Below are 23,202 nucleotides of genomic sequence, written 5' to 3'. Positions count from 1 at the left end.
AGAAACAAATCCTGAACCCCTGAAAACGCGACATTTCTATCTGGCTGGCGCCCCGACATCTTGAAATGGCTACGACAGTTGTGTAGCGGCTAAGTTGTAATGTCCGCTTCTAGCTAAGTTCAAATGTCCGCTTTCGTGCCGCGTAAGCTATCCGGCCGCCGGTTGTCCGGCGCCGGGAGCTTCGATGGCTGCGACAGAACGGATCACGATGACGATGCGAGAACTGGACCGATTCAAGGTCATTCAGGACGTGGCGGACGGCAAGTTCAAGCCGTGGCGCGCGGTCGAGCGACTCGGACTGACGACGCGGCAGATTCGGCGACTGGTTGGCCGACTGCGGGAGCACGGGCCGCAAGGTCTCGTGTCGCAGCGGCGCGCGAAGCCCAGCAACAACCGATTGGACGCCGTGACGGCCGACCGGGCACTCTCGATCATCCGCGAACGCTATGCCGACTCGACTGAACGTCCTGCCAACGACGTTGCAGCGAAGGCAACACCGTGGTTCGCGAATCTGGCTTCCGGGGCGAATCGCTACACGATACCGTTGTTACCGTTGTACGGAACGCTTACCCTTCAACGGAGCACATCATGCGATCGAGGATTTTATTTCCCGCGATTCTATGCACTTCAGCGGCACTAGCGGTCATCCCGGCGATCGCCAGCGCGGCGCCGTTCACCATCATGGTCGATGACCTCAGTCACGGGCATTTTACGAACGAACACGTGTACGGAGGCTTTGGCTGTCGCGGTCAGAACGTTTCGCCGCGAATTTCGTGGACTCACGTTCCGCGCGGCACGAAGAGCATCGTCGTCACAATTTTCGACCCCGATGCGCCGACCGGCGGGCTCGGCTGGACGCACTGGGAGATCGTCAATATTCCACCTTCGGAGTCGTCGATCGAAAAAGGCGCGTCCGGCAATCCGAAATTCCTGCCGGCGGGCGCTGTCGAGACGTTGACGGACTTTGGCGAATCCGGATACGGTGGGCCCTGCCCGCCTCCGGGGGCGTCGCATCGATATGTCGTGACGGCGTCGGCCTTGGACGTGGAAAAAATTGACGTGGCGCCGGCGGCGAGTCCTGCACTCGTCGCCTATCAGATGCACGGGAAAGTCATCGCTCAGGCGAAATACGTCGCCCGATATCGTCGCGCATTGACTCACGATTGATGGTTGTCATTACGCCAATGACATTCCACCATCACTAGAAATTGCGCGCCACGCCGACCATGAACATGTCCTGGTCCTTGTCGTTGCCGGTTGCGACACGATTGAAGCGCAAGCTCGCCGCCCACTCGTTCGTGATCCGATAGGCCACTTGCGCGCTGAGCAACGCATTGAGTCGTGTCGTGCCGGAAACGTCGTTCCGATCCCGCGAGAGATACGGACCGACGCCGGCCGAAAGCGTCCATTTGCTCGTGACCGGCGCGACGTACCAGAATTGCGCGGCCACGCCTCGTCGGCCGGCCACGCCATTGTTGCCTTCATAGATGAAGCTCGCCGAATAGGCCCACGCATTGCCGAGCGGCCGCTTGACTTCGACCATGTATCCTTTTTCGATCGGCACTCGAGGACGGTTCGTCTGCGACGTCCCGGCCCAAACGCCGACCTGCGTCTTGCCGTCCGAAAACACCGGGCCAGGAGCGCCGCCGAAATCCGAGCCGATACCGAAGAGCACCGCGTCGGAATTGAATCCGCCAATCATCTGGACGTGGTTGTACTGCAGCTTGAGGAAGAAGCGGTTGGGAACGACGTAATACCGCACCGCTGCCGACGCACGCACGCCCCAGCGCTTTTCATTGCGTGGCTGGTCGTCGACATGTGTCGTGTCCATGCTGAAATACGGGCCCGCCGAAAATTCGAGCGCCATACGACTGCCGAGCGGCCAACGAAACGAACCCAACGCGGCGAAACCGTCACGGTGGTGATCCAGCGGATGCCCCTCGTTCAAATAGGCAAGATAGACGGAGAGGTAGTCATTCAAGACGTCGCCGAAGCCGACTTCGTACGCACGCCAATGCATGTCGCCGCCCTCGGTCGCGCGTCCGTCGCCATACACCGCATAGGCGTTGAGCGTTCTCTCCGATGATGTGGGTCCGCTCGGCGAACTCGAAGGACCGTCCTCGGCGTGCGCGTGTACCGGGCACGCCAGTATTGTCAGACCAGCGATCGAGCTTGCGACGACGAAGCGCGAACGGATGCGACGGCACGGTCCCATTTGGACACCCCCTCACCTTGGTCACCGCGATTTCGTGGAGAAGTTGATAGCGATTATAGGCGGCGTCCGGTCAGATCCGGCGAAACCGCTCATTCACCCTGCAACTACCACTACTGCCAGTACCTGCGCTGTCCCTGCCCCCTTAACCTTGTCGTCATCGCTGGCGCGCCGTCGACGGCCGCGCCGCTTCGACCGGAGACACGACAGATGCCATTCGACTGGACACAGGAACAGCACGCGACACGTGCGCGCTTTCGCGAGATCGGCGCGGAGATCGCCGCGGCCGTGGAGCAGGACGGCCGCACGCCGGCCGAATTCGACGAGACCGGCTGGATGCGGCTTGGGCACGAAGGACTGTGGGACATGATCGTGCCCGACACGTATGGCGGCGACGGTCACGGCTGGTGGCATTTTTCCGCGGCGCTCGAAGGGCTTGCGTCGTCGATCCGCCGCCCGGCGCTGCTGCTGTCGGTGATCGCGCAGGCCGGCATGGTGCGCGCACTCGAGCGCCACGGCACGGCGGCGCAGCAGGACCGCTATTTCGGCGCGATCCTGCGTGGCGAACTGAGCGCGACCGCGATTGCCGAGCCGGGCACCGGCACCGATGTGCGCAGCATCGCGACGACGCTCGCCGAGCACGGCGACGGCTACCGGCTGACCGGCAGCAAATTCAATATCGCGCATGCGCCGCTCGCGCGCTTCATTCTCGTCGTCACGCGCATCGAAACGCCGGGCCGGCGCAACACCGCGCTCGTCATCGTCGATCGCGATCAGCCGGGCATGACGGTGTCCCCGCCCGACCGCAAGCTCGGCCTCGAAGACCTGCCCACCGGCGCGCTGCATTTCGACGACTGTCCGATCACGCGCGGCCAGTTGCTCGGCGAACCGGGTGCCGGGCTCGGCAACCTGATCGACATCATCTCGCTCGGCCGTCTCTATTACGGCCTCGTCGCGGCGCAGGTGACGGCGCCCTATCTGCGCGATGCGATCGGCTATTGCCGCGAGCGACGCAGCTTCGACAGCACGATCGATGCCCACCAGTACGTGCAGCGCCGCCTCGTCGACCTGCAGATCGGCATCGAGCGCGGCACGTGGCTCGCGCGTGGCGCGCTCGCGCAGTTGCTGACGGATCACCCGCAGGCGTTGATGACGTGCTCGATCGCGAAGCTGGTCGGCGCGCAGGATCTCGTCGACGGCGCGATCGGTCTCGTGCGGCTGTACGGCAGCCTCGGCTATCAGGCCGGGCCCGTGGCCGCGTTCGCGGCGGACGCGCTGGGCTTCATGAGCGTCGGCGGCACCGAGGAAATGCATCGCAAGAACATCTTCAACCAGATGATGCGCGCCGGCTGAGTGCCCGCGCCATCGCCACGCGCACCCCGCGCCCTACAGGAAACCACGCATGACACCGACGAACCGACGCCCTTCCCGCCTGCGCCGCTCCTGGCTGTTTCTCGCCGGCGCCGATCACGATGCGCTCGTTGACGGCACCGCGAGCGGCGCGGATGTGCTGATCCAGGAACTCGAAACCTTTACGCCTCCCGACCGGCGCCCGGCCGCGCGCGAACTGAGCGAGCGGGTGCTCGCCGGCTGGCGCGACGCCGGCGTGCTGGCGTCCGTACGCGTGAATCCGCTCGACGCGGGCGGCATCGACGACCTGCGCGCCGCGATGCGCGGCCGCCCGGACATCGTGATGATGTCGTACGTCGCGACGCCCGAGCAGGTCGTCGCGCTCGACGAAGCCGTCACGCGTTTCGAGCGGGAATACGACATCGCGCCGGGCTCGACCGAACTGGTGCCGAACGTCGAGACGACGCTCGGCCTCGTGAACACGATGGCGATCGCACGCTCGAGCCCGCGCGTGTCGGCCGTGCTCGTCGCGACCGAGGACATGGTGGCCGACATGGGTGCCGAGCGCACCCGTGCGGGCCGCGAGCTCGACTACGTGCGCTCGCGCTTTCGCGTCGAATGCGCGGCGGTCGGCGTAACCGCGATCGACTGCCCGTACAGCTATGCCGACAACGAAGGCGCGGAGCTCGACATGCGCGTGTCGCGCGGCCTCGGCTACCAGGCGAAAGCGATCGTCAACGCGCAGTTCGTGCCGGTCGTCAATCGCGTGCTGACGCCGACGGCCGATGAAGTCGCTCTCGCCCGCCGCGTGATCGACGCGTTCGATCACGCGCGGCGTACCTCCGGCGGCCGTCGTGTAGCCGCCGCCGTCGTCGACGGCTTCCTCGCGGAAGTCCCCGACTATCTCGCCGCGCATCGGCTGATCGCCCGCGCGACGCAATTCGGCATCGCATGAGTGTCGCCATGGATACGATCGCCACGCGCCTGAAGGCGCTGAAAACCCTCGCGCATGCCGCGCCGCACGTGCCGGCCGACCACTGGGCCGATACGCCGCACGCGCAGTTCGAACGCTGGCTCGACGAGGCCGTGACCGCGGGCGCGCTCGAACCGCAGGTGACGACGCTGTCGACGGTCCGCCCGGACGGACGGCCCGATGCACGTTCCGTCGTGCTGCTGAACCTCGACGCGCGCGGCTGGCATTTCGCGGCGAACGCACGCAGTCCGAAGGGGCGCCAGCTCGCGAACCTGCCGTTCGCGGCGCTGACGTTCTACTGGCCCGCGATCGCGAGCCAGATCCGGCTGAGCGGCCCGGTCGAGCGCTTGCCGGACGCCGAAGGCCATGCCGATTTCGCGAGCCGCCCCGAGCGGTCGCGCGCGAGCATCCTGGCCGGACGGCAAAGCGAACGGCTCGACGATCCGGCCGACCTGGCGCGTGCGATCGACGCGCAGCTCGAACGGCTGGCCGCCGATCCGGCGCTCGTGTCGGACGACTGGCACCTGTATACGCTGGCGCCGGACGACGTCGAGTTCTGGCGGGCCGACAGTTCGCGCCGTTTCGCGCGGCAGGCGTATCGCCGCGCCGGCGAGCGCTGGGAGCGGTGCGCGCTATGGCCGTGAAGCGTGACGAACCGCCGTCGCTGCCGCGCGACGGCATGCATGACCGCCTGCACGACGACACGCGGCTCGCGCACGCCGGCCGCGACAGCGCCGCATGGCACGGCTTCGTCAATCCGCCCGTCTACCATGCGTCGACCGTGCTCAGCCCGACGGTGTCGGATCTGCTGAACCGCACGCAGCCGTATATCTACGGCCGTCGCGGCACGCCGACGACGGACGCGCTCGAGCGCGCGGTGACGAGCCTCGAAGGCGGCGCCGGCGCGGTGCTGTGCCCGTCGGGCCTGTCCGCGTGCACGCTCGCGCTGCTGTCGTGCCTGACACCCGGCGACCATCTGCTGATGACCGCATCGGTCTACGGCCCGGTGCGTCACGCATGCGAAGGCATGCTGGCGCGGCTCGGCGTCGAGACGACGTGGTACGACGGCAGCACGCCCGTCGCGGCCGCGTTTCGTCCGAACACGCGCGCACTGTACGTCGAGGTGCCCGGCTCCTACACGTTCGACATGCACGACATCCCTGCCCTCGTGCGGCTCGCGCACGCGCACGGCGCGCAGGTCATCGCGGACAATAGCTGGGCCACGCCGCTGTTCTTTCAGCCGCATGCTTTCGGGATCGACGTGTCGATCCAGGCCGGCACCAAGTATCTGGTCGGGCACTCGGATGCGATGCTCGGCACGGTGTCGGCCAACGCGCGCGCGTGGCCCGCGCTGAAGCAACTGCACGGTGATCTCGGACTGTGCGCGGGCCCCGACGACGTCTATCTCGCGCTGCGCGGATTGCGCACGCTCGGCGTGCGGCTGCGGCAGCACCAGCGCAACGCGCTCGCCGTCGCGAGCTGGCTCGAGCGGCGTCCCGAGGTGCAGCGGGTGCTGTATCCGGCATTGCCGGGCGACGACGGCCACGCGCTGTGGCGCCGCGATTTCCGCGGCGCGTCGGGGCTGTTCTCGATCGTGCTGCAGCCGGCGCCCGCGCACGCGATCGACGCGTTTCTCGATCACCTGACGCTGTTCGGGCTCGGCTATTCGTGGGGCGGCTACGAGAGCCTCGCGCTGCCGTTCGAGCTGGACGCGCACGGCCTCGCGGCGCGCTGGCCGTCCGGTAGCCGCGGCGTGCGCCTGCACATCGGGCTCGAGGATGCGGACGACCTGATCGCCGATCTTGCGGCGGGCCTCGACCGCTATGCGGCATGCGCGTCGATCGCCGCTTGCGAGGATGCCGCGCGATGCTGACCGTCTGGGGCCGCCGCACGTCGTTCAACGTGCAGAAGGTGTTGTGGCTCATCGGCGAGCTCGGCCTGCCTTACCGGCATATTGCGGTCGGCGGCGAGCATGGCTCGCTGCAAACGCCCGCGTTCGCGGCGCTGAATCCGACCTGCCGAATTCCGGTGATCGACTGGGACGGCGACGTCGTGTGGGAGTCGCACACGATCCTGCGCTATCTTGCCGCGCGCGTGCCGAACAATCCGTTCTGGTGCCGCGACACGTTCGCCCGCTCGCGCGCGGAGCGCTGGATGGACTGGTCGCAGACCGCGCTCGAGCCCGACGTGATGACCGGCTTGTTCTGGGCGCTCGTGCGAACGCCGCCGGAGCGGCGCGACGAGGCGATCGTGCTCGACAAGGCCGCGCGCAGCGCGACGCATTACCGGCTGCTCGACCGGTTGCTGTCGACCCAGCCGTTTCTCGGTGGCGCGTCGCCGGGCCTGGCCGACATTCCGGCCGGTGCGACGCTGTTCCGCTATTTCTCGCTCGACGTCGAGCGGCCGCCGTTGCCGCACGTCGAGGCCTGGTACGCCCGCCTGTGCCGACGGCCCGCCTATCGCGAACAGGTGATGGTGTCGTTCGACGCGTTGCGCGGCCAGCCGGGCTGACCTTCTACCGAACACCCGACATGACGCACTTAGCCCTTCGTCCGATCCTGATCGTGCTGCATCGCGAACAGTCGAGCCCCGGCCGGATCGGCCGGCTGCTCGCCGCCCGCGGCCATCCACTCGACATCCGCCGCCCGCCGCTCGGCGATCCGTTGCCGGCGACGCTCGCCGACCATGCGGGCGCCGTGGTGTTCGGCGGGCCGATGAGCGCCAACGACGGCGATCGCTGGATCCGCGACGAGATCGACTGGATCGGTGTGCCGCTGCGCGAGGCGGCGCCGTTTCTCGGCGTCTGCCTCGGCGCGCAGATGATGATTCGCCATCTGGGGGGGCGCGTGAATACGCATCGCGACGGGCGCGCGGAAATCGGCTACTGGCCGATCGCCGCGACGCCGGCCGGCCGTCGGCTCGGTTCATGGCCGTCGCACGTGTACCAGTGGCATCGCGAAGGCTTCGAGCGCGTGGCCGGGCTCGAGATCCTCGCGACCGGCGAGCATTTCGAGAACCAGGCCGTCCGTTACGGGCCGCGCGCGTACGGTGTCCAGTTCCATCCGGAAGTGAGCTATTCGATGATGCGGCGCTGGAGCACGGCGGCCGCGCACAAGCTGACGGTGCCCGGCGCGCAGGACCTGGCGACGCAGGCCAGCGAAGGCTGCCGGCACGACCGCGCGACGGCCGCGTGGCTCAGCGCGTTTCTCGACCGCTGGCTCGACGAGACGCCGGCGTCAGGTCGGCACCGTCACGTCGGAGATGCTGATCAGCCCCCACTCGACCGCGCGCAGCACGGCTTCGTGCCGACGTGACACGTTGAACTTGCGGCGGATGTTCATGAAGTGGAAGTTGATGCACGACTCGGTCACGTTCAGGATGTGGCCGATTTCCCACGAGGTCTTGCCGGCCGCATGCCAGCGCAGGCACTCGACCTCCCGCCGGCTGAGGCGCGGCACGCTGTCGGGCGGTGCGTGGCAGCGTGTGCCGGCGATCGCTTCGCAGGCGATGTCGCGCAACAGCGTGAGCGCCGCCAGATGCCGGTCGCAGCGCTCGCACGTGGCGGCGAGATCGTCCGCGCTCGCGCACGACAGCATGCCGACCTCCCCCTTCGGGCCGCGCACGGGCAGCACGACGCCGCTGCGCATGCCGTACGCGGCCGCCGCTTCGTAGCATGGCCGTTGCTCGGGCAGCCCGAACAGCGCGCCGTCCCAGACGAGCGGCAGCGCCGAACGGAAGCAATGCTGCAGCATCGGGTCGATGCGGTCGAACTGCCGCTGCCGGTACAGCGCCGTCCAGCCCGGCACGCCGCTGCTCCACTTGCGCGCGAGATCGAACGACGCGCCGGCGAACGGCAACACGATCAGCACGACCTTGTCGAACCCCATGCCGGCGGCCGCGTCGGTCATTCGCTGCCATGACGCGTCCGTGTCGCCGGGTACCAACCATTTAAGACAATCCAGTCCTTTCATACAGGCCACCCCGTTTAATTGTTGGAATCTGCAATCAGGCGGACTTGCGCAACCGGTTCGAGGCGTTGCGCGCGAACGGGCCGCGCTAGACCGCCTCCGTCAAGCGTCGCCGACCGGCCTGCTTCGCGTCGTCGAGCGAAGCCGTCACGTCGAACGGAATCCCGAACGCCTTTTCGATGCCGGCCGCGTTGGCGATGGCCGCTTCGCGCTCGCGCGGGTCCGGTTCGACCGACACGAGCGCGCGGCAGACCGCGGCGAGCGCGGCGCGGTTCTGCTTGAGCCACATGCCGCGTTCCTTGCGGTCGTCGTGCTGCTCGTCGGGCCGGGCCGGCGGAAAGATCATGACAAACGGCTCGCCGTGCCGCATCAGCGCGTGCATGTCGTCGAGCCAGCGCTGCGCGTAGCCGGCGGATGCGATTGCATCGTTGCGCACGACGACGAGCGGAAATTCCGTGACGTCGAACACGGCGAGCGCCGCCAGTGCGGACGGCGCGTTTTCAGCGTGGTGGGTAGGCATCGGGTCAATCTCCATCGAATTGAACAGCATGGGTCGGAACGGGCCGCGCGGCGCCCGTTTCATCGTTTCGCGGCGGCGCCGGGGCCGAATGGCGGGCGGGCGAGCCACACCACCGCGATCACCGCGAGATACACGCAGCCGAGCGCGAACGACACGTCGTTGAACGAAATCTGGTAGGCCTGAGCGTCGACCAGGTTGCCGAGCAGCGTCGCCGCGCGTTGCGGATCGCCGCCGCCGAGTTGCGCGAGTTCGGCGCGAACGGCCGGATCGAACTTGCTCAGGTGCTCGCTGAGCTGCGCGTGATGCAGGATCGCGCGCCGGTCCCACAGGAACGACGTGATCGACACGGCGAAGCTCGCGCCGAGCGTGCGCAGGAACGTGGACAAGCCGGAGCCCGCGGCGATCTCGTCCGGCTTCAGGTCGGACAGCAGGATGCTGTTGATCGGCATGATGAACAGCGCGAGGCCAAGGCCCTGCAGCAGCTGGATCAGCGCGATGTGCGTGAAGTCGACGTCGGGCACGAAGCCCGCGCGCAGGAACGACGACATGCCGAGGATCGCGAACGCGCAGCACACGAGCACGCGCATGTTGAAGCGCGGTGCGTACTTGCCCATGAACGGCGTCATCAGCACGGGGATCACGCCCATCGGCGCGACGGCCAGCCCCGCCCAGAACGCCGTATAGCCGAGCGTGCGCTGCAACCACTGCGGCACGATCACGTTGACCGCGAAGAACGCCGAGTACGCGAGCACGAGCGTCAGCGTGCCGGCCGCGAAGTTGCGATGCTTGAACAGCCGCAGGTTCACGATCGGGTTCGGCTCGTTGAGCTCCCAGATCAGGAACAGCGCGATCCCGAACGCGGCGACCACCGACATCACGACGATGAACGTCGAGTTGAACCAGTCGGCTTCGTTGCCCTTGTCGAGCACGATCTGCAGCGCGCCGACGCCGACCACGAGCGCCGCGAGACCGACATAGTCGACGCGCGCGGCAACCGTCGTCTCGACGCGCGCGCGCATCTGCGCGAACACGCACATCGCGGCGAACACGCCGATCGGCAGATTGATCAGGAACGCCCAGCGCCACGAGTAATGTTCCGTCACCCAGCCGCCGAACACGGGGCCCGCGATCGGCGCGACGACGGTCACCATCGCGATCATCGACAGCGCGAAGCCGCGCCGCTGCGGCGGGTAGATCGACAGCATCAGCGCCTGGGTGGTCGGGATCATCGGCCCGGCCACGAGGCCCTGCAGCGCGCGGAACGCAACGAGCTGCGGCAGGTTTTGCGCAAGGCCGCACAGCAGCGAGGCGAACGTGAACGCCAGCGTCGCCCATACGAACAGCCGGACCTGCCCGACGCGCTTCACGAGAAACCCAGTCAGCGGCAACGCGATCGCATTACTGACCGAGAACGTCGTGACGACCCATGCGCTCTGCGTCGTGCTGACGCCGAAGTTGCCGGCGATCGTCGGCAGCGACACGTTCGCGACGGTGCCGTCGAGCACCTGCATGAACACCGCGAGGGCGAGGCCGAACGTCGTCAGCGCGACGCTCGACGGACGAAAGCCGGCGTCGGCGGCCGGCATCGGGCCGCTCATCGCACACGCTCCGCATGCACGGCCGCCGGCAGGTTCGCATGCACGACGTCGGCGATCAGGCTGTCGGCGCGCGCGAGCTCGTCGCGGTACACGTCGGTCCGGAACACCGGCGCATCCTGCGCGCGATGCGACAGCATCGCACCGCTGCGGTCGTGCTGGTCGACGCGCGCATGCATCGACAGGCCGATGCGCAGCGGATGCGCGTCGAGTTGCGACGGGTCCGTCAGTTCGATGCGCACCGGCAAGCGCTGCACGATCTTGATCCAGTTGCCGGTCGCGTTCTGCGCGGGCAGCAGCGAGAACGCGCTGCCGGTGCCGACGCCGAGGCTCTGCACGCGGCCCATATAGCGCACGGCGTCGCCGTACAGGTCGGCGGTCAGCTCGACCGGTTGGCCGATCCGCATGTGTTCGAGCTGCTTTTCGGTGAAGTTCGCGTCGACCCACAGCTCGCGCAGCGGCACGACCGCGAGCAGCGGCACGCCCGGCGACACGCGCTGCCCGACCTGCACCGTGCGCTTCGCGACATAGCCGGTGACGGGCGCGACGATGTCGGTGCGCGCACGGGCCAGGTAGGCGGCGCGCAGCCGCGACGCCGCGGCCTGGACGTCGGGATGCGACGCGACCGCGGTGTCGTCGACGAGCGCCTTGCTCGTCTGGTGCTGTTCGGTCAACGTCGCGAGCGCGCTTTGCGCGGCGGCGTACGCGCTTTGCGCGGACGTCAGCGTGTCGAGCGCATGCGCGAGCTCCTCGCGCGAGATCGCGCCGGAGCGGCCGAGATCCTCGCGGCGCCGATAGTCGGCTTTCGCCTTGTCGAGCGCGGTGCGCCGTGCGTCGAGGTCGGCGCGCGCGCCGTCGATGCTGTTCGCGAGCCCGCGCTCGTTGCTGTACAGGCCGCGCACCTTGCGCACCGTGGCCGCGAGGTCGGCCTGCGCGGCCGCGAGCGCGATCTGCGCGTCGCTCGGGTCGAGACGGACGAGCGGCGTGCCGGCGCGTACGAGGTTGCCGTCGTCCGCGTCGATCGACACGACGGTGCCCGTCACCTGCGGCGTCAATTCGACGACGTTGCCTTGCGCGTACGCGTTGTCGGTGGACTCGTACCAGCGGCCGACGATCCCGTACCAGATGCCCCAGCCGACGATGCCGAGCGCGAACACGGCGACGAGCGCGCGCACGAGGTGCTTGCGTCGTGCGGGCGGCGGCGTGGCCGGTGCGGCGCCGCCCGGAGCCGGTTGCGTGCGGGCGTCCGACCCGCCCGGCGCGCGCGGCGCACCGGTGTGGTCGGCCGACGGGGGCTGGCGGGCGCTGGCGGGATCGGCGGTTGCGGGCCGCGCGGGAGTCTGCAGGGTGTTGTCGCTGCTCATGGTTCGATGTCAAGGACGGTGGGAAGGAGTGGCGGCGAGCGCGACGTCGTCCGGCTCGGCGCGGAAGCCGCCGCCGAGCGCGGCGACGAGCTGCAGCGACTGGTCCGCGCGCTGGGCGCGCAACGCGGCGACTTCGCGACTCGCGATCAACAGCTGCTGGCGCACGACGAGCGCGTCGAGGTAGCTGCCGACGCCGGCCCGGTAGCGCGCGTCCGCGAGCCGCCATGCATCGGTGGCGGCGTCGAACGCGCGCTGCTGCGCGTCGGCCTGCACCGCGAGCGAATGCAGCCGGTGCAGATCGTCGGCCACCTCGCCGATCGCGCCGATCAGCGTCTTGTTGTAGCCGGCGACCGCGACGTCGTATTGCGCGTCGCGCTTGCGCAGCACGCCGCGCCGTTCGCCGCCGTCGAAGATCGGCAGGCTCACGGCCGGGCTGACGTTGTAGGTGCGCGAGGCGGCCTGGAACAGCGATGCGCCGCCGCGCGTCGCGAGACCGATCAGCGCGGTGAGACTCACGTCGGGCAGGAAGTCCGCGCGGGCGGCCGCGACGTTGCGGCTCGCGGCTTCCACCCGCCAGCGTGCGGCGACGAGATCGGCGCGCCGGCCGAGCAGCGCGGCCGGCAGGTCGGCCGGCACCGCGAGCGCGGCGGTGGGCAGCGGCGCGGGCCGCACGAGCGCGAGGCCGCGATCGGGGCCTGCGCCGAGCAGGATCGCGAGCGCGATGCGCGCGCTGTCGATCGCCTGCGCCGCGCGTGCCTGCTCGCGCATCGCGGCCGCGACTTCGCTTTCGGCCTGGCGCTGTTGCGCGACGTTGTCGATGCCTTTCGTGACACGCTGACGCGTCAGCGACAGCGCTTCGTCGGCGCGATCGTATTCGGCGCGCGCGACGTCCTGCTGATCGAACGCATAGGCGAGATTCACGTAGGCGCGCGCGACGTTGACGGACAGCAGCACGCGCGCGGCCCGTGCATCGATCTGCGCGGCCCGTGCTTCGCCGAGCGCGGCTTCCCACGCGGCGCGGCGGCCACCCCACAGATCGAGATCCCAGCTCAGGCCGAGATTGATCTCGCGCGTGTGGCTGAAGACACCGCCGCCCTCGCCCGTCGAGAACTGCGTGGCGGACATGCGTTCCCCTTTCGCGCCGGCGCGGCCGACGAGGTGCGGCAGCCGGGCGGCCTGCGCTTCGATCACGAGCGCCTGCGCTTCGCGCGCACGCGCATCGGCGGTCGCGAGATCCGGGTTGCCGGCAAGCGCTTCGTCGATCAGCGCATTCAGTTGCGTATCGTTCAGCGCAACCCACCAGTCGGCGGCCGGCCAGTCGGCGACCGGCGCATGCGCGAGGCTGCGCGATGCGGCGAGCGTATCGACGCCGCGCAGCGTGCCGGCGGGCGTGAGCCCGTCGCGGCTCGCGCAGGCGCCGAGCATGGCGAGCACGACGGCGACGGCCATTCGCGACAGGACGCGCGGCGCGACGGCATCGCGCGGCGGCGGAGCAAGTACTGCATGCATCGCATTCCTCGGATTCGTTTGAGTTTGAATACGACACGCATTGTTGGACGCTCCCCGGCAAAGCTGATAATGTTGTTTAGACAAAAAATAATGAAATCCGGCCATGCCCATCCGAGACACCTCTCCCGCCCGCGCGGCGCAACGCGCCGACGCCGATCCGAGCGAACGCGCGGACGGCCCGTCGCTGATCGCCGTCTGGGGCGAGGACGACGGCAGCAACACCTACCAGCTCGGCACGCGCGAGGTCGACTGGCACAGCCATCTGCGCGGTCAGGTGTTCTGCGTCGAAAGCGGGTTCGCGCACGTGCGCACGCCGCACGGTTCGTGGCTGCTGCCGCCGCATCGCGCGGGCTGGATTCCGCCGGGCGAGCAGCACAAGGTCAGCATCAGCGGTGCGCTGAGCGGCTGGAGCGTCGTGATCGCACCGGCCGCGAGCCGCCGGATGCCCGACCAGCCGTGCGTGATCGCGATCAGCGAACTGATGCGCGCGCTCGTGCGGCGCGCGGTGTCGTGGGCCGACCAGGACCGGCTCGACCTCGAGCAGGCGCGCATGAGCGTCGTGCTGCTCGACGAGATGCGCCGCGCGCCGCACGAACCGCTGCACTTGCCGATGCCGCGCGACCGGCGGTTGCTGCGGATCGCCAACGCGATCCTCGGGCAGCCGCACGACAGCCGGACGCTCGACGCGTGGGCCGAATGGGCCGGGCTGTCCGCCCGCACGCTGAGCCGGCTGTTCGTCGCGGAAACCGGCACGAGCTTCGCGCAGTGGCGGCAGCAGGCGCGGCTCACGCATGCGCTCGAACGTCTGGCGAACGGCGACAGCGTCGCCAACATCGCGGACGCGCTCGGCTATGCGACGCCGAGCAATTTCATCGCGATGTTCCGCCGCGCGTTCGGCGATTCGCCCGCGCATTACTTCGCGAAGCGCAAGCAGCCGTAATGCCGTGCGGCATCGCCCGGCCCCCTATCACCCCTGCCAGTACTGCGCGCGCATCGACGTCGCTATAGTCGCCGTGCGACCGGCCGGTCGGTCGCCCAATGTGACCTGTGGAGGATGTCGATGTCGAACGCCGTCGGATCGGACAACACGCCGATCGTCTCCGAGCAGCAGCTCGCCGATCATCTGGCCGCCGGCTGCAAGCCGGCCGCGCAGTTCCGGATCGGTACCGAGCACGAGAAATTCGTCGTTTCCCGCGCGACGCACGCGGCTGCGCGTTATGAAGGACCGTCCGGCATCGCCGAGGTGCTGGCGCGGCTGCGCGGCGACGGGACGCCGATCGTCGATGCCGGGCAGACCGTCGGCGTGATCCAGCGCGACGGCGCCGCGATCTCGCTCGAACCGGCCGGCCAGCTCGAACTGTCGGGTGCGCCGCTCGATACGCTGCACGATACGCACACCGAACTGCATGCGCACCTCGCCGCGGCCCGTGCGGCATGCGATCCGCTCGGCCTGCGCTGCGTGCCGCTCGGTTTTCACCCTCACCTGTCGCGCGACGCGCTGCCGTGGATGCCGAAGCAGCGCTACGCGATCATGCGGCGCTACATGCCGCGCGTCGGCACGCGCGGGCTCGACATGATGCAGCGCACGTGCACCGTGCAGGTCAACCTCGATTTCGCGTCGGAAAGCGACATGGCGCGCAAGCTGCGCGTGTCGCTCGCGTTGCAGCCGGTCGCGACCGCGCTGTTCGCGAATTCGCCGTTCCGCGACGGCCGCCCGTCGGGCTTGCTGTCGACGCGCGCCGACACGTGGCTCGATACCGACGCGGATCGCTGCGGCGTGCCGGCGCTGTTCCTGTCGCGCAGCTTCGGCTTCGAGCGCTACGTGAGCTGGCTGCTCGACAACGTGCCGATGTACTTCGTACGGCGCGGCGATCGCTATGCGGACGCGACCGGGCACACGTTCCGCGATTTTCTGCGGCGGCGCATTCCGCATCTCGAAGGCGAGATGCCGACGCTGGGCGATTTCGCGGACCATCTGACCACGGTGTTCACCGAGGTGCGGCTGAAGCGCTATCTCGAGATGCGCGGCGCCGATGCCGGCTCGCCGGACATGATGGTCGCGCTGTCCGCGTTCTGGACCGGCCTGCTGTACGATCCGGCCGCGCTGTCGGAAGCCGAGACGCTGGCTGCCGAGATCGACCGCGGCACGCTGCTCGCGCTGCGTCGCGACGTGCCGCGTACCGGGCTCGACACGCCGGCCGACGGCCGGTCGTTACGCGCGGTGGCGGCCGATGCGCTCGCGATCGCGCATCGCGGCCTGCGCGCGCGGGCGCGCAACGATGCGGCCGGACGCGACGAATCGATGTATCTCGCGCCGCTCGACGAAATCGTCGCCGGCGCGCCGACCCAGGCCGAACACTGGCTGGCCCGCTATCGCGATGCGTGGGCCGGCGACGCGACGCGGATCCATGACGAAGCCGCCATCTGAGCGCGTCGCGCCGGGCCGCTCACGCGCAGCAGGCAAGCAGCGGCTCGTGCGCGAACTCGGCGCCGAGCGGCAGCGCATGGCCGCGTCGCCGGGTACGCACGGCGTGCGCGAGCGTCTCGAACAGCTGCGCGGTATCGGCGAACGACAGGCACGCGTCCGTGATGCTCTGCCCGTAGCGCAGCGGCACGCCCGGCACGAGATCCTGCCGCCCTTCGATCAGGTGCGATTCGATCAGCACGCCGACGATGCGCGTATCGCCGGCCGCCACCTGCGCGGCGGCTTCCGCGCCGACGGCGAGCTGGTTCCGGTACTGGCGTCGGCTGTTGCCGTGACTGACGTCGATCATCACGCGCGGGGCGACGTGCGCGGCCGTCATCCGCTCGCAGGCGGCATGCACGGCGGCCGCGTCGAAGTTCGGCTCGCGCCCGCCGCGCAGCACGACGTGCGTATGCGGATTGCCGGGCGACGCGCTCGCGCATAGCCGGCCGTCGGCATCGATCGACAGGAATCGGTGCGCGTGCGCCGCCGCGCGCATCGCATCGACGGCGACCTGGACATTGCCGTCGGTGCCGTTCTTGAAGCCGATCGGAATCGGCAGCGACGACGCCAGCTCGCGATGCACCTGCGACTCCACGGTGCGCGCGCCGATCGCGCCCCAGGCGACCAGATCGGCCAGGTAACGCGGCGACAGCGGATCGAGAAACTCGGTCGCGGCCGGCATCTCCGCGCCGTTGAGGTCGCACAGCAGCGCGCGGGCCGTCCGCAGCCCGACGTCGATCCGATCGCTGCCGTCGAGCAGCGGATCGTTGATCAGCCCCTTCCAGCCGACCGTCGTGCGCGGCTTCTCGAAGTACACGCGCATCACGATTTCCAGCTCGTCCGCGAAGCGCGCGCGTTGCAGCGCGAGCCGTGCCGCGTAGTCGCGTGCGGCGTCGGGATCGTGTATCGAGCACGGGCCGGCGATGACCACGAGCCGGTCGTCCGCGCCGTCGAGCACGTCGACGATCGCGCGGCGGGTCGTGTGAACGGTGCGCGACGCGCGCCACGCCGGCGGCAGTGCGCCGGCCAGATCCGCAGGGGACGGCAAGCGCGACACGGCGTCGCGGTTTGTCGTCCAGGCGTTTGCATGCATGGGGACTGCCCTCCTGTCGATAATGAACTGGATTTTTTCACTACAGCGCGACTGTATTGAATGGCGCTTTCTACGCGCAACTAACATATTTATCAGTTTCTAATTCATAACTTTATGAATGAGAAGGATAAGAGTCGGACTCGATAATCGAGGAACCCGGTGCGTGTACGTTTGCGGCGTGTGGAACCGCATATTCATCGGGTTTCATTCGAAAATGGGGATGTGATTTCGCAGAGGGGACTGCAGGCTGATGCGACTTTCCGCCGCGCGTCGCTATTCGTTCTGATAGTGGCGGCCCGATAGTCGTTCGATTAATTTTCGGATGCCCGAGGGCCATTCGGGCTCGAAAATATAAATCAACCCAGTCATTGCGGAGAGTCACCATGTCGAAACGGCATTACGAAACCCCTATTCACGTCAAGTATCGCGATACGGATTCGATGGGGCATGTGAGCAGCCCCGTCTATTACGACTACCTGCAGCATTCGTATCTCTGCTACATGTTCGACCTGCTCGGCCTGCCCCGCAGCGAGAAACTGCCGCACATCATGGTGAAGACGCAGTGCGAGTACCTCGCGCCCGCGCAATTCGGCGACAACCTGACCATCCGCTCGAGCATCGTGCGCTTCGGCAGCAAGAGCTTCGATCTCGAACACCTGATGGAGCGCGACGACCAGACCATCGTCGCGCGCGGCGTGTCGACGCACGTGATGTTCGATTACGCGAACAACACGACGCTGCCCGTGCCCGACGAATTCAAGACGCGCGTGCTCGAATTCCAGGGGTCGCTGTGATGCGTGCGCACCCATTCGGGAGCGACGCGTGAGCTGCGCGGTGGCGCGCGCCCGGCGCCGGATCGGCGCGATCGTGGAGCGGCGGGACGATCGCGCGATCGTGATCGTCCGGCATGCGGCGCAGGCCTTGCTCAAGCCGGCTGCGCTCGAACGGCACCGTGCGCTCGCGTATCGCCACGAGGACGAGCTGGAGGTGCTGCTGCAGCCGTGCGGTGGCGCGCACGACGGCGTGCGGACGCTGCTCGGCCGGCTGCGGGACGCCGGCGTGGCCGTCGCGCTCGACGCGGCGACGATCACGCACGATGCGTCGCTGCTCGAATTCGCGAGCTGGGTCACACGGTGTACGACGCCCGACGGCTCGGCGATGGCACCCGACGACGCGGCCGTGCCGGGCGGTGCGCTGCTCTCCGGGCTGGTCGTGCGATGGCGCGATCTGCACGACAGGTGGCGACGGCCCGACCGCGACGCGGGGCCCGAACGCACGCCGCGAACCATTGCGACGGATGCGGCCGAACACATCGCGGCCGGCGATCCGGACGAGCCGATACTCGGCGCGCTGCTCGACGCCGATGACGCGTCGACCGGCGCGGCGCTCGACACGCTGTCGGACGCAGTGCGCGCGCGACGGATCTGTCTGGCGACGCGGGCGCGCTGGCCGCTCGCGCGACGGTTATGAACACCGCCGTAGCGACGGCCGGCGGGCGCGCGTTTCTGGTCGGCATGATGGGCGCGGGCAAGTCGACGCTTGGCCGCGCGCTCGCGGCGTCGCTCGGCTGGTCGTTCGCCGACAGCGACGACGAGATCGAGCGGCGCATGGGGCGCTCGGTCGCCGCGCTGTTCGACCGGGTGGGCGAAGGCGGCTTTCGGCTGCTCGAAGCGCAGATCGTCGACGAGCTGACGCAGCGCGCGAACGTGGTCGTGGCGACCGGCGGAGGCGCGGTTCTGAATCCGCGCACCCGCGCACGCCTGAGCGAACGCGGCAGCGTGATCTATCTGCATGCGGACCCCGATGTGCTGTGGCGGCGTACGCGCGACGACGCGCGGTGTCGGCCGCTGCTGCAGGCGGGCGAGCCGCGGCAGACGCTCGCCGCGCTGTACCGGATGCGTGACCCGCTGTATCGCGAATGCGCGCACGCGCTGGTGGACACGACCGCACACGACGTCTCGCGCGCAACGGCGGAGGTGTTGACGGTGCTGTTTGCGCGGATGAGCGCGCCGGCGTGACGGCGCATTCAGTTCCCTGCCCTTCGAATCGAGCGCAGTTCGGTGGCCCGCGCGTTTTTGAAACGGCGAGTTTGGTTTACCAACAGTGCTATTGTGATAAGAAAAGTTATCCGGATAGATGCATTGTTTTATCCAACTGCATGTTCCGCGACAGAAGGTTCAGGTCGTCAAACCACCGGAAAATCGGTTCCCTCGCGAGCGCTCGCCACGTTTCGACATTCGCGCGCGGCGATCACCTTGCCGAGCGTCCGAACCCTATCGGCCAAGAACCAGAGCGGCGAAACCGCATCGTCCACTGGGCAGCCGTGGTTCATTGGGGGCGAAATCGCCTGAAAAGCCTTGCCAGGAAAGGCGCTGCCCGTTTCAGATACATTGAAATACAAAATATCGCATACGATTTAATCGAATCCGCTTGACTCAAGCGGCGGCCAGGCGGAAACTGCATCGCATGCGATCGAATCGCATCTGACACAAACCTCAACTGACGGAGCAAATGATGAGCAAGATCGACAAAGTGCTGTACACGGGCAAGACGCATACGACTTCCGGCGGCCGCGACGGCGCGGCGCGCAGTTCCGACGGCCGCCTCGACATCCAGTTGTCGTCGCCGGGCAGCGCCGGCACCGGCACCAACCCGGAACAGCTGTTCGCGGCCGGCTGGTCGGCCTGCTTCATCGGCGCGATGCAGCTTGCCGCGCGTGCCGAGAAGGTGACGCTGCCGGCCGATCTCGCGGTCGACGCCGAAGTCGATCTTGGCACGGCGGGCAACGCGTACTTCCTGCAGGCCCGGTTGAACGTGAGCGTGCCGGGGCTCGAACGCGACGTCGCGCAACGCATCGTCGACACCGCACACCAGACCTGCCCGTATTCGAAGGCGACGCGCGGCAACATAGACGTCGAGATCCGGATCGCCTGAACGTTGCATCGGGCGGCCGAACGCCGCCTTCTCGAATTCCCGATTCCTTTTCTATCGAGATGAAAAATGAAGACTCAATTGATCGCTGCGCTGCTCGTCGCTGTTTCGTCTGCCGTTGCCGCTCCGGCGTTTGCCAATGAATCCGCCGTGACGCGTGCGCAGGTGCGCGCCGAACTCGCGCAGCTTCAACACGTCGGCTATCCGCTGAACCGCGCGACCGACGCCACCTACCCGAACGATCTGCAGGCCGCGCTGACGCAGATCCACGCCGACGATGCCGTCGCGGCCAACGCACAGGCTGCCGGCTACGGCAGCAACGGCGACACCGCGACGCAATCCGGCCGCCGCTATGTCGCAAGCGTGGCCGAGCGCTCCGTGTACTTCGGTCACTGAGCACCCCACCGGTACGTGAACCGCGAGTCCTTTTATTCCTGATGCCATTTTTTCGAGGTGAATGATGAAAACCCCATTGATTGCTGCCCTTCTCGTCGCCGTTTCCGCTTCTGTCGCCGCACCGGCGTTTGCCGACGCAGCCGTCGTGTCCCGCGCGCAAGTACGCGCCGAGCTCGTCCAGCTTGAACAAGCCGGCTATCGGCCGGGCCGCGCGAACGATCCGCATTACCCGGCCGACCTGCAGGCCGCGTTGACGCGCATTCATGCGAACGATGCGGTGGCGGCCGATACGTCGGCATCCGGTTACGGCAACGATGCCGCCGCCGCGACGCAGTCGGGCAGCCGGCCGGCGACGCATATTGCCGAACGCTCGATCTACTTCGGCCATTGAACGAACACGCGAACGACGCCGATGGCCGGCGTGCGGTGCGCTTCCCGAATTCCTTTTCTATCGAGGTGAAAAATGAAAACCCAACTGATTGCCGCCCTTCTCGTTGCCGTGTCGGCCACCGTCGCCGCGCCGGTTTTTGCAAGCGAAAGCACCGTCACCCGTGCGCAGGTGCGTGCGGAACTGGCCGCGTTGCAGCAAGCCGGCTACCAGCCGAATCGCCCCAACGATCCGAACTACCCGGACAATATCCAGGCGGCGCTGAAACGGATTCGGGACGACGGCGCCGTCGCGGCCGACACGCAGACAACCGGTTACGGCAGCGACGCCGGCGGCGCCTCGCAGTCCGGCAGCCGAAACACGCTGCGCACCGCCGAGCGCTCGATCTATTTCGGACATTGAGCGCGGTACGGCGAATTCGGTCGCCGAAGTCCCCCATATAAAGCGTATGCGATATAATCGCATGCGCTTTTTTCATGTTGCGCGGATCTGCGTTGACGGCGCTACCTGCCCGGCCCATCCAGGATTATTCTGTGCGGCCCCGATCTTCCACCAAGGAGCCGCCGATGCCGGACGCGATGACCGCAAACACGACAGGCGATGCGCACGTGCTCGACCGGGTCGTCTGGAATGCGCTCACGGGCAGGCAGCGCCGTTTTGCGCTCGGCGACGGCCGTGCGCTGCGGTTCCCGACGGCCATCGCGCCGTTCGCCGCGATCGACGACACGAGCCCGGCGTCGTTGGACGCACTGCGCGCGCTGATCGCCGCACACGGGCCGGCGGCGCTCGTTACGCCGAACGAAATCGAGCCGCCGGCGGGATTGTCGGTGATCCGGCGCGCGACGTTGCTTCAGATGACTTGCGAACGGACGTTCGAGCCGGCCCCCGAATCGGAGCATGTTCCGCTCGGCGAAGCCGACGTGCCGGACATGCTCGCGCTGACCGCCGCCGCGCAGCCGGGCCCGTTCGGCCCGCGCACGTTCGAGCTCGGCCACTACATCGGCGTGCGCCGTGACGGCCGGCTGGCCGCGATGGCCGGCGAGCGGATGCAGGTGGACGGATATACCGAGATCAGCGCCGTCTGCGTGGATGCCGCGTTTCGGCGGCAAGGGCTGGCGGCGCGGCTGATCCGGTCGCTGATCGCGACGATCGGTGCGCGTTCGCAAACGCCTTTCCTGCACGTCCTCACGACGAACCAGGTGGCGATCGAGCGCTATCTCGCGCTCGGTTTCGTCGTCCGTCGCGAGATGCACCTGCTGGTGCTGGACGATGCGCGCGCATGACCGCGCGGCCGGCGCGATGCCCGCGTCGGCCGCTTGTCGCGCCTGCGTGTTTTTATGCGTCGGTCGAGCGGATCAGGTTGCCGCGCAGCGTGACGATCGCCTTCTGCACCTTCGCGAACTCGTCCGGCTTCAGCCCGGTCGCTTCGACCAGGTTCATGTCGAGCCCTTTCTCGCGCACGCGGCGGCCGCTTTTCGTCAGGCTGACGAGCACCTGGCGCTCGTCGGACGGATCGCGGTGCCGCTCCAGATAGCCCATTGCCTCGAGCTTCTTCAGGATCGGCGTCAGCGTATTGGATTCGAGGAACAGCTTCTCGCCGAGTTGGCCGACGGTCTGGTTGTCCTGCTCCCACAGCGCGATGATCGTGATGTATTGCGTATACGTGAGGCCGAGCTCGTCGAGGATCGGCTTGTACGCCTTGCCGAACGCGAGGTTCGCCGAGTAGATCGCAAAGCACAGGAACTCGGACAGCTTCGGCGCGGCAGGCGACGGGGTTTCGGTCGGTTTCATGGACTTCCTCCAGCGACACGAACGGTCGCAGACAATCGCATTATATATCGCATGCGATCTTATCGGAAGCATGATAATCGGGGGCGATCGGCCGACGCGCCGCGCGCTCAGCCCGGCTTGCGGCGCTTGCCGGTTTGCTGACGGCTCACCGACAGCAACGTGCACTGCACCGGATGCGCGATTTCGGTCGCGAGCCCGCCCGCGGCAAACAGCAGGATCATCAGCCAGCGTTTCATGCGTCCTCCACGACCGAGAGGCTCGCGCCATCGGCGACCGCCGCGTCGAGCGCATACGGATCGACGCCGTCGAGGCAACCGAGATTGACGCGCCAGCAGGCCGGATCCTTGCGGGTCTGGTGGAACGGATAGACGCCGCAGCCGCTGCAGAAGTAGTGACGCGCGGTGTGCGTGTTGAAGCGATAGCACGTCAGTGCGTCCTCGCCTTCGATGACGCTCAGATTGGCGGCGGCGAACATCGGGCTCATCAACGCGCCGCGTCGGCGGCACAGACTGCAGTTGCAGCGAATGGCCGGCGCAATCGCCGTCGTGACTTCGAATTTGACGGCCCCGCAATGGCAGGACCCCTTGAACCAGGTTGCAGACATGATGGACTCCGGAAGAGGTCATGCCTGCTTTATAGCGAACC

At 67.8% G+C, this 23,202-nt stretch carries 27 protein-coding genes and 1 pseudogene; 18 read left to right on the top strand and 10 right to left on the bottom strand.

The window, feature by feature from the left end; all coding sequences use genetic code 11:
* Positions 1–184: 184 nt before the first annotated feature.
* Positions 185–454, top strand: a pseudogene (locus tag J8I35_RS12875) (helix-turn-helix domain-containing protein); the annotation flags it as partial.
* A gap of 134 nt (positions 455–588) precedes the next feature.
* A complete protein-coding gene (locus tag J8I35_RS12870; protein WP_124593085.1) occupies positions 589–1,167 on the top strand; it encodes a YbhB/YbcL family Raf kinase inhibitor-like protein in 579 nt (192 codons plus the stop codon).
* Between the two features lie 34 nt (positions 1,168–1,201).
* On the opposite strand, the gene J8I35_RS12865 is transcribed toward J8I35_RS12870, so the two are convergent.
* Positions 1,202–2,215 (bottom strand): hypothetical protein, encoded by a 1,014-nt coding sequence (locus tag J8I35_RS12865; protein WP_209925677.1) that lies wholly within the window; start codon positions 2,213–2,215, stop codon positions 1,202–1,204.
* A 207-nt stretch (positions 2,216–2,422) separates the two neighbouring features.
* Between J8I35_RS12865 and J8I35_RS12860 the strand changes: the two genes are divergently transcribed.
* Genes J8I35_RS12860 through J8I35_RS12835 form a run of 6 tightly spaced genes read left to right on the top strand, consistent with a single transcriptional unit; the run spans position 2,423 to position 7,849 of the window.
* On the top strand, positions 2,423–3,565 hold the full coding sequence (locus J8I35_RS12860) for an acyl-CoA dehydrogenase family protein (RefSeq protein ID WP_209925675.1): 1,143 nt from the start codon (positions 2,423–2,425) through the stop codon (positions 3,563–3,565).
* Positions 3,566–3,614: 49 nt separating this feature from the next.
* Entirely contained in the window at positions 3,615–4,517 is a 903-nt protein-coding gene (locus J8I35_RS12855; RefSeq protein ID WP_124556487.1) for a CoA ester lyase, read from the top strand.
* A gap of 8 nt (positions 4,518–4,525) precedes the next feature.
* Positions 4,526–5,179 carry a pyridoxal 5'-phosphate synthase gene (locus J8I35_RS12850; RefSeq protein ID WP_050012679.1) on the top strand — a complete coding sequence of 218 codons (654 nt, stop codon included), beginning with the start codon at positions 4,526–4,528 and terminating at the stop codon, positions 5,177–5,179.
* Positions 5,170–6,408: a cystathionine beta-lyase gene (metC, locus tag J8I35_RS12845; RefSeq protein WP_245170220.1), complete on the top strand. Its 1,239-nt coding sequence runs from the start codon at positions 5,170–5,172 to the stop codon at positions 6,406–6,408. Before J8I35_RS12850 ends, metC begins: the two co-directional genes overlap by 10 nt.
* Positions 6,402–7,046 carry a glutathione S-transferase gene (locus J8I35_RS12840; protein WP_050012677.1) on the top strand — a complete coding sequence of 215 codons (645 nt, stop codon included), beginning with the start codon at positions 6,402–6,404 and terminating at the stop codon, positions 7,044–7,046. Before metC ends, J8I35_RS12840 begins: the two co-directional genes overlap by 7 nt.
* A gap of 20 nt (positions 7,047–7,066) precedes the next feature.
* Positions 7,067–7,849: a glutamine amidotransferase gene (locus J8I35_RS12835; protein ID WP_124640231.1), complete on the top strand. Its 783-nt coding sequence runs from the start codon at positions 7,067–7,069 to the stop codon at positions 7,847–7,849.
* Here J8I35_RS12835 and J8I35_RS12830 read toward each other — a convergent pair.
* The 5 genes from J8I35_RS12830 to J8I35_RS12810 form a co-directional block, all read right to left on the bottom strand.
* A complete protein-coding gene (locus J8I35_RS12830) occupies positions 7,772–8,506 on the bottom strand; it encodes an autoinducer binding domain-containing protein (RefSeq protein ID WP_124593092.1) in 735 nt (244 codons plus the stop codon). The two genes, J8I35_RS12835 and J8I35_RS12830, sit on opposite strands and share 78 nt — an antisense overlap.
* Before the next feature lie 85 nt (positions 8,507–8,591).
* Entirely contained in the window at positions 8,592–9,023 is a 432-nt protein-coding gene (locus tag J8I35_RS12825; protein WP_050012700.1) for a hypothetical protein, read from the bottom strand.
* Positions 9,024–9,082: 59 nt separating this feature from the next.
* A complete protein-coding gene (locus tag J8I35_RS12820; protein WP_209925673.1) occupies positions 9,083–10,621 on the bottom strand; it encodes a DHA2 family efflux MFS transporter permease subunit in 1,539 nt (512 codons plus the stop codon).
* Entirely contained in the window at positions 10,618–11,982 is a 1,365-nt protein-coding gene (locus tag J8I35_RS12815; protein WP_209925671.1) for an HlyD family efflux transporter periplasmic adaptor subunit, read from the bottom strand. The genes J8I35_RS12820 and J8I35_RS12815 overlap by 4 nt, the downstream gene beginning before the upstream one ends.
* 9 nt (positions 11,983–11,991) lie before the next feature.
* Entirely contained in the window at positions 11,992–13,491 is a 1,500-nt protein-coding gene (locus J8I35_RS12810) for an efflux transporter outer membrane subunit (RefSeq protein WP_209925668.1), read from the bottom strand.
* A gap of 103 nt (positions 13,492–13,594) precedes the next feature.
* Here J8I35_RS12810 and J8I35_RS12805 point away from each other — a divergent pair, with 103 nt between their 5' ends.
* Positions 13,595–14,431 carry a helix-turn-helix transcriptional regulator gene (locus tag J8I35_RS12805; RefSeq protein ID WP_050012673.1) on the top strand — a complete coding sequence of 279 codons (837 nt, stop codon included), beginning with the start codon at positions 13,595–13,597 and terminating at the stop codon, positions 14,429–14,431.
* A 120-nt stretch (positions 14,432–14,551) separates the two neighbouring features.
* On the top strand, positions 14,552–15,919 hold the full coding sequence (locus J8I35_RS12800) for a glutamate--cysteine ligase (RefSeq protein ID WP_050012698.1): 1,368 nt from the start codon (positions 14,552–14,554) through the stop codon (positions 15,917–15,919).
* Between the two features lie 19 nt (positions 15,920–15,938).
* Here J8I35_RS12800 and J8I35_RS12795 read toward each other — a convergent pair whose 3' ends face one another.
* Complete coding sequence (locus tag J8I35_RS12795) at positions 15,939–17,051, bottom strand: 3-deoxy-7-phosphoheptulonate synthase (protein ID WP_209925666.1); 1,113 nt, start codon at positions 17,049–17,051, stop codon at positions 15,939–15,941.
* A 383-nt stretch (positions 17,052–17,434) separates the two neighbouring features.
* Here J8I35_RS12795 and J8I35_RS12790 point away from each other — a divergent pair, with 383 nt between their 5' ends.
* From J8I35_RS12790 to J8I35_RS12755, 8 genes are all read left to right on the top strand, one after another.
* Positions 17,435–17,845 carry an acyl-CoA thioesterase gene (locus J8I35_RS12790; protein ID WP_050012672.1) on the top strand — a complete coding sequence of 137 codons (411 nt, stop codon included), beginning with the start codon at positions 17,435–17,437 and terminating at the stop codon, positions 17,843–17,845.
* A gap of 28 nt (positions 17,846–17,873) precedes the next feature.
* Positions 17,874–18,521, top strand: a complete 648-nt coding sequence (locus J8I35_RS12785; RefSeq protein WP_209925665.1) for a hypothetical protein — start codon at positions 17,874–17,876, stop codon at positions 18,519–18,521.
* Complete coding sequence (locus J8I35_RS12780) at positions 18,518–19,069, top strand: shikimate kinase (protein ID WP_050012670.1); 552 nt, start codon at positions 18,518–18,520, stop codon at positions 19,067–19,069. The genes J8I35_RS12785 and J8I35_RS12780 overlap by 4 nt, the downstream gene beginning before the upstream one ends.
* Before the next feature lie 496 nt (positions 19,070–19,565).
* Complete coding sequence (locus J8I35_RS12775; protein WP_050012697.1) at positions 19,566–19,985, top strand: organic hydroperoxide resistance protein; 420 nt, start codon at positions 19,566–19,568, stop codon at positions 19,983–19,985.
* A 66-nt stretch (positions 19,986–20,051) separates the two neighbouring features.
* Positions 20,052–20,378 (top strand): DUF4148 domain-containing protein, encoded by a 327-nt coding sequence (locus tag J8I35_RS12770; protein WP_089488450.1) that lies wholly within the window; start codon positions 20,052–20,054, stop codon positions 20,376–20,378.
* Between the two features lie 64 nt (positions 20,379–20,442).
* Entirely contained in the window at positions 20,443–20,769 is a 327-nt protein-coding gene (locus tag J8I35_RS12765) for a DUF4148 domain-containing protein (protein WP_209925663.1), read from the top strand.
* 72 nt (positions 20,770–20,841) lie between these two features.
* Entirely contained in the window at positions 20,842–21,168 is a 327-nt protein-coding gene (locus tag J8I35_RS12760) for a DUF4148 domain-containing protein (RefSeq protein ID WP_209925661.1), read from the top strand.
* A gap of 164 nt (positions 21,169–21,332) precedes the next feature.
* A complete protein-coding gene (locus tag J8I35_RS12755) occupies positions 21,333–22,049 on the top strand; it encodes a GNAT family N-acetyltransferase (protein WP_209925693.1) in 717 nt (238 codons plus the stop codon).
* A 52-nt stretch (positions 22,050–22,101) separates the two neighbouring features.
* Here the strand turns inward: J8I35_RS12755 and J8I35_RS12750 are convergent, their stop codons facing one another.
* From J8I35_RS12750 to J8I35_RS12745, 3 genes are all read right to left on the bottom strand, one after another.
* Positions 22,102–22,557, bottom strand: a complete 456-nt coding sequence (locus tag J8I35_RS12750) for a MarR family transcriptional regulator (RefSeq protein WP_050012664.1) — start codon at positions 22,555–22,557, stop codon at positions 22,102–22,104.
* A 107-nt stretch (positions 22,558–22,664) separates the two neighbouring features.
* On the bottom strand, positions 22,665–22,793 hold the full coding sequence (locus tag J8I35_RS34840) for a hypothetical protein (protein ID WP_256122098.1): 129 nt from the start codon (positions 22,791–22,793) through the stop codon (positions 22,665–22,667).
* Entirely contained in the window at positions 22,790–23,161 is a 372-nt protein-coding gene (locus J8I35_RS12745) for a GFA family protein (protein WP_050012663.1), read from the bottom strand. Before J8I35_RS12745 ends, J8I35_RS34840 begins: the two co-directional genes overlap by 4 nt.
* Positions 23,162–23,202: the final 41 nt, after the last annotated feature.

The organism is Burkholderia sp. CpTa8-5 (genome assembly GCF_017815045.1).
In the GTDB taxonomy this organism is placed as follows: domain Bacteria; phylum Pseudomonadota; class Gammaproteobacteria; order Burkholderiales; family Burkholderiaceae; genus Burkholderia; species Burkholderia sola.
This window is presented reverse-complemented; position numbering and strand designations above follow the sequence as displayed.

Coding starts and splice junctions, on each gene's coding strand:
- J8I35_RS12870 (WP_124593085.1), top strand. CDS start 589: ATGCGATCGAGGATTTTATTTCCCGCGATTCTATGCACTTCAGCGGCA.
- J8I35_RS12865 (WP_209925677.1), bottom strand. CDS start 2,215: ATGGGACCGTGCCGTCGCATCCGTTCGCGCTTCGTCGTCGCAAGCTCG.
- J8I35_RS12860 (WP_209925675.1), top strand. CDS start 2,423: ATGCCATTCGACTGGACACAGGAACAGCACGCGACACGTGCGCGCTTT.
- J8I35_RS12855 (WP_124556487.1), top strand. CDS start 3,615: ATGACACCGACGAACCGACGCCCTTCCCGCCTGCGCCGCTCCTGGCTG.
- J8I35_RS12850 (WP_050012679.1), top strand. CDS start 4,526: ATGGATACGATCGCCACGCGCCTGAAGGCGCTGAAAACCCTCGCGCAT.
- metC (WP_245170220.1), top strand. CDS start 5,170: ATGGCCGTGAAGCGTGACGAACCGCCGTCGCTGCCGCGCGACGGCATG.
- J8I35_RS12840 (WP_050012677.1), top strand. CDS start 6,402: ATGCTGACCGTCTGGGGCCGCCGCACGTCGTTCAACGTGCAGAAGGTG.
- J8I35_RS12835 (WP_124640231.1), top strand. CDS start 7,067: ATGACGCACTTAGCCCTTCGTCCGATCCTGATCGTGCTGCATCGCGAA.
- J8I35_RS12830 (WP_124593092.1), bottom strand. CDS start 8,506: ATGAAAGGACTGGATTGTCTTAAATGGTTGGTACCCGGCGACACGGAC.
- J8I35_RS12825 (WP_050012700.1), bottom strand. CDS start 9,023: ATGCCTACCCACCACGCTGAAAACGCGCCGTCCGCACTGGCGGCGCTC.
- J8I35_RS12820 (WP_209925673.1), bottom strand. CDS start 10,621: ATGAGCGGCCCGATGCCGGCCGCCGACGCCGGCTTTCGTCCGTCGAGC.
- J8I35_RS12815 (WP_209925671.1), bottom strand. CDS start 11,982: ATGAGCAGCGACAACACCCTGCAGACTCCCGCGCGGCCCGCAACCGCC.
- J8I35_RS12810 (WP_209925668.1), bottom strand. CDS start 13,491: ATGCATGCAGTACTTGCTCCGCCGCCGCGCGATGCCGTCGCGCCGCGC.
- J8I35_RS12805 (WP_050012673.1), top strand. CDS start 13,595: ATGCCCATCCGAGACACCTCTCCCGCCCGCGCGGCGCAACGCGCCGAC.
- J8I35_RS12800 (WP_050012698.1), top strand. CDS start 14,552: ATGTCGAACGCCGTCGGATCGGACAACACGCCGATCGTCTCCGAGCAG.
- J8I35_RS12795 (WP_209925666.1), bottom strand. CDS start 17,051: ATGCATGCAAACGCCTGGACGACAAACCGCGACGCCGTGTCGCGCTTG.
- J8I35_RS12790 (WP_050012672.1), top strand. CDS start 17,435: ATGTCGAAACGGCATTACGAAACCCCTATTCACGTCAAGTATCGCGAT.
- J8I35_RS12780 (WP_050012670.1), top strand. CDS start 18,518: ATGAACACCGCCGTAGCGACGGCCGGCGGGCGCGCGTTTCTGGTCGGC.
- J8I35_RS12775 (WP_050012697.1), top strand. CDS start 19,566: ATGAGCAAGATCGACAAAGTGCTGTACACGGGCAAGACGCATACGACT.
- J8I35_RS12770 (WP_089488450.1), top strand. CDS start 20,052: ATGAAGACTCAATTGATCGCTGCGCTGCTCGTCGCTGTTTCGTCTGCC.
- J8I35_RS12765 (WP_209925663.1), top strand. CDS start 20,443: ATGAAAACCCCATTGATTGCTGCCCTTCTCGTCGCCGTTTCCGCTTCT.
- J8I35_RS12760 (WP_209925661.1), top strand. CDS start 20,842: ATGAAAACCCAACTGATTGCCGCCCTTCTCGTTGCCGTGTCGGCCACC.
- J8I35_RS12755 (WP_209925693.1), top strand. CDS start 21,333: ATGCCGGACGCGATGACCGCAAACACGACAGGCGATGCGCACGTGCTC.
- J8I35_RS12750 (WP_050012664.1), bottom strand. CDS start 22,557: ATGAAACCGACCGAAACCCCGTCGCCTGCCGCGCCGAAGCTGTCCGAG.
- J8I35_RS34840 (WP_256122098.1), bottom strand. CDS start 22,793: ATGAAACGCTGGCTGATGATCCTGCTGTTTGCCGCGGGCGGGCTCGCG.
- J8I35_RS12745 (WP_050012663.1), bottom strand. CDS start 23,161: ATGTCTGCAACCTGGTTCAAGGGGTCCTGCCATTGCGGGGCCGTCAAA.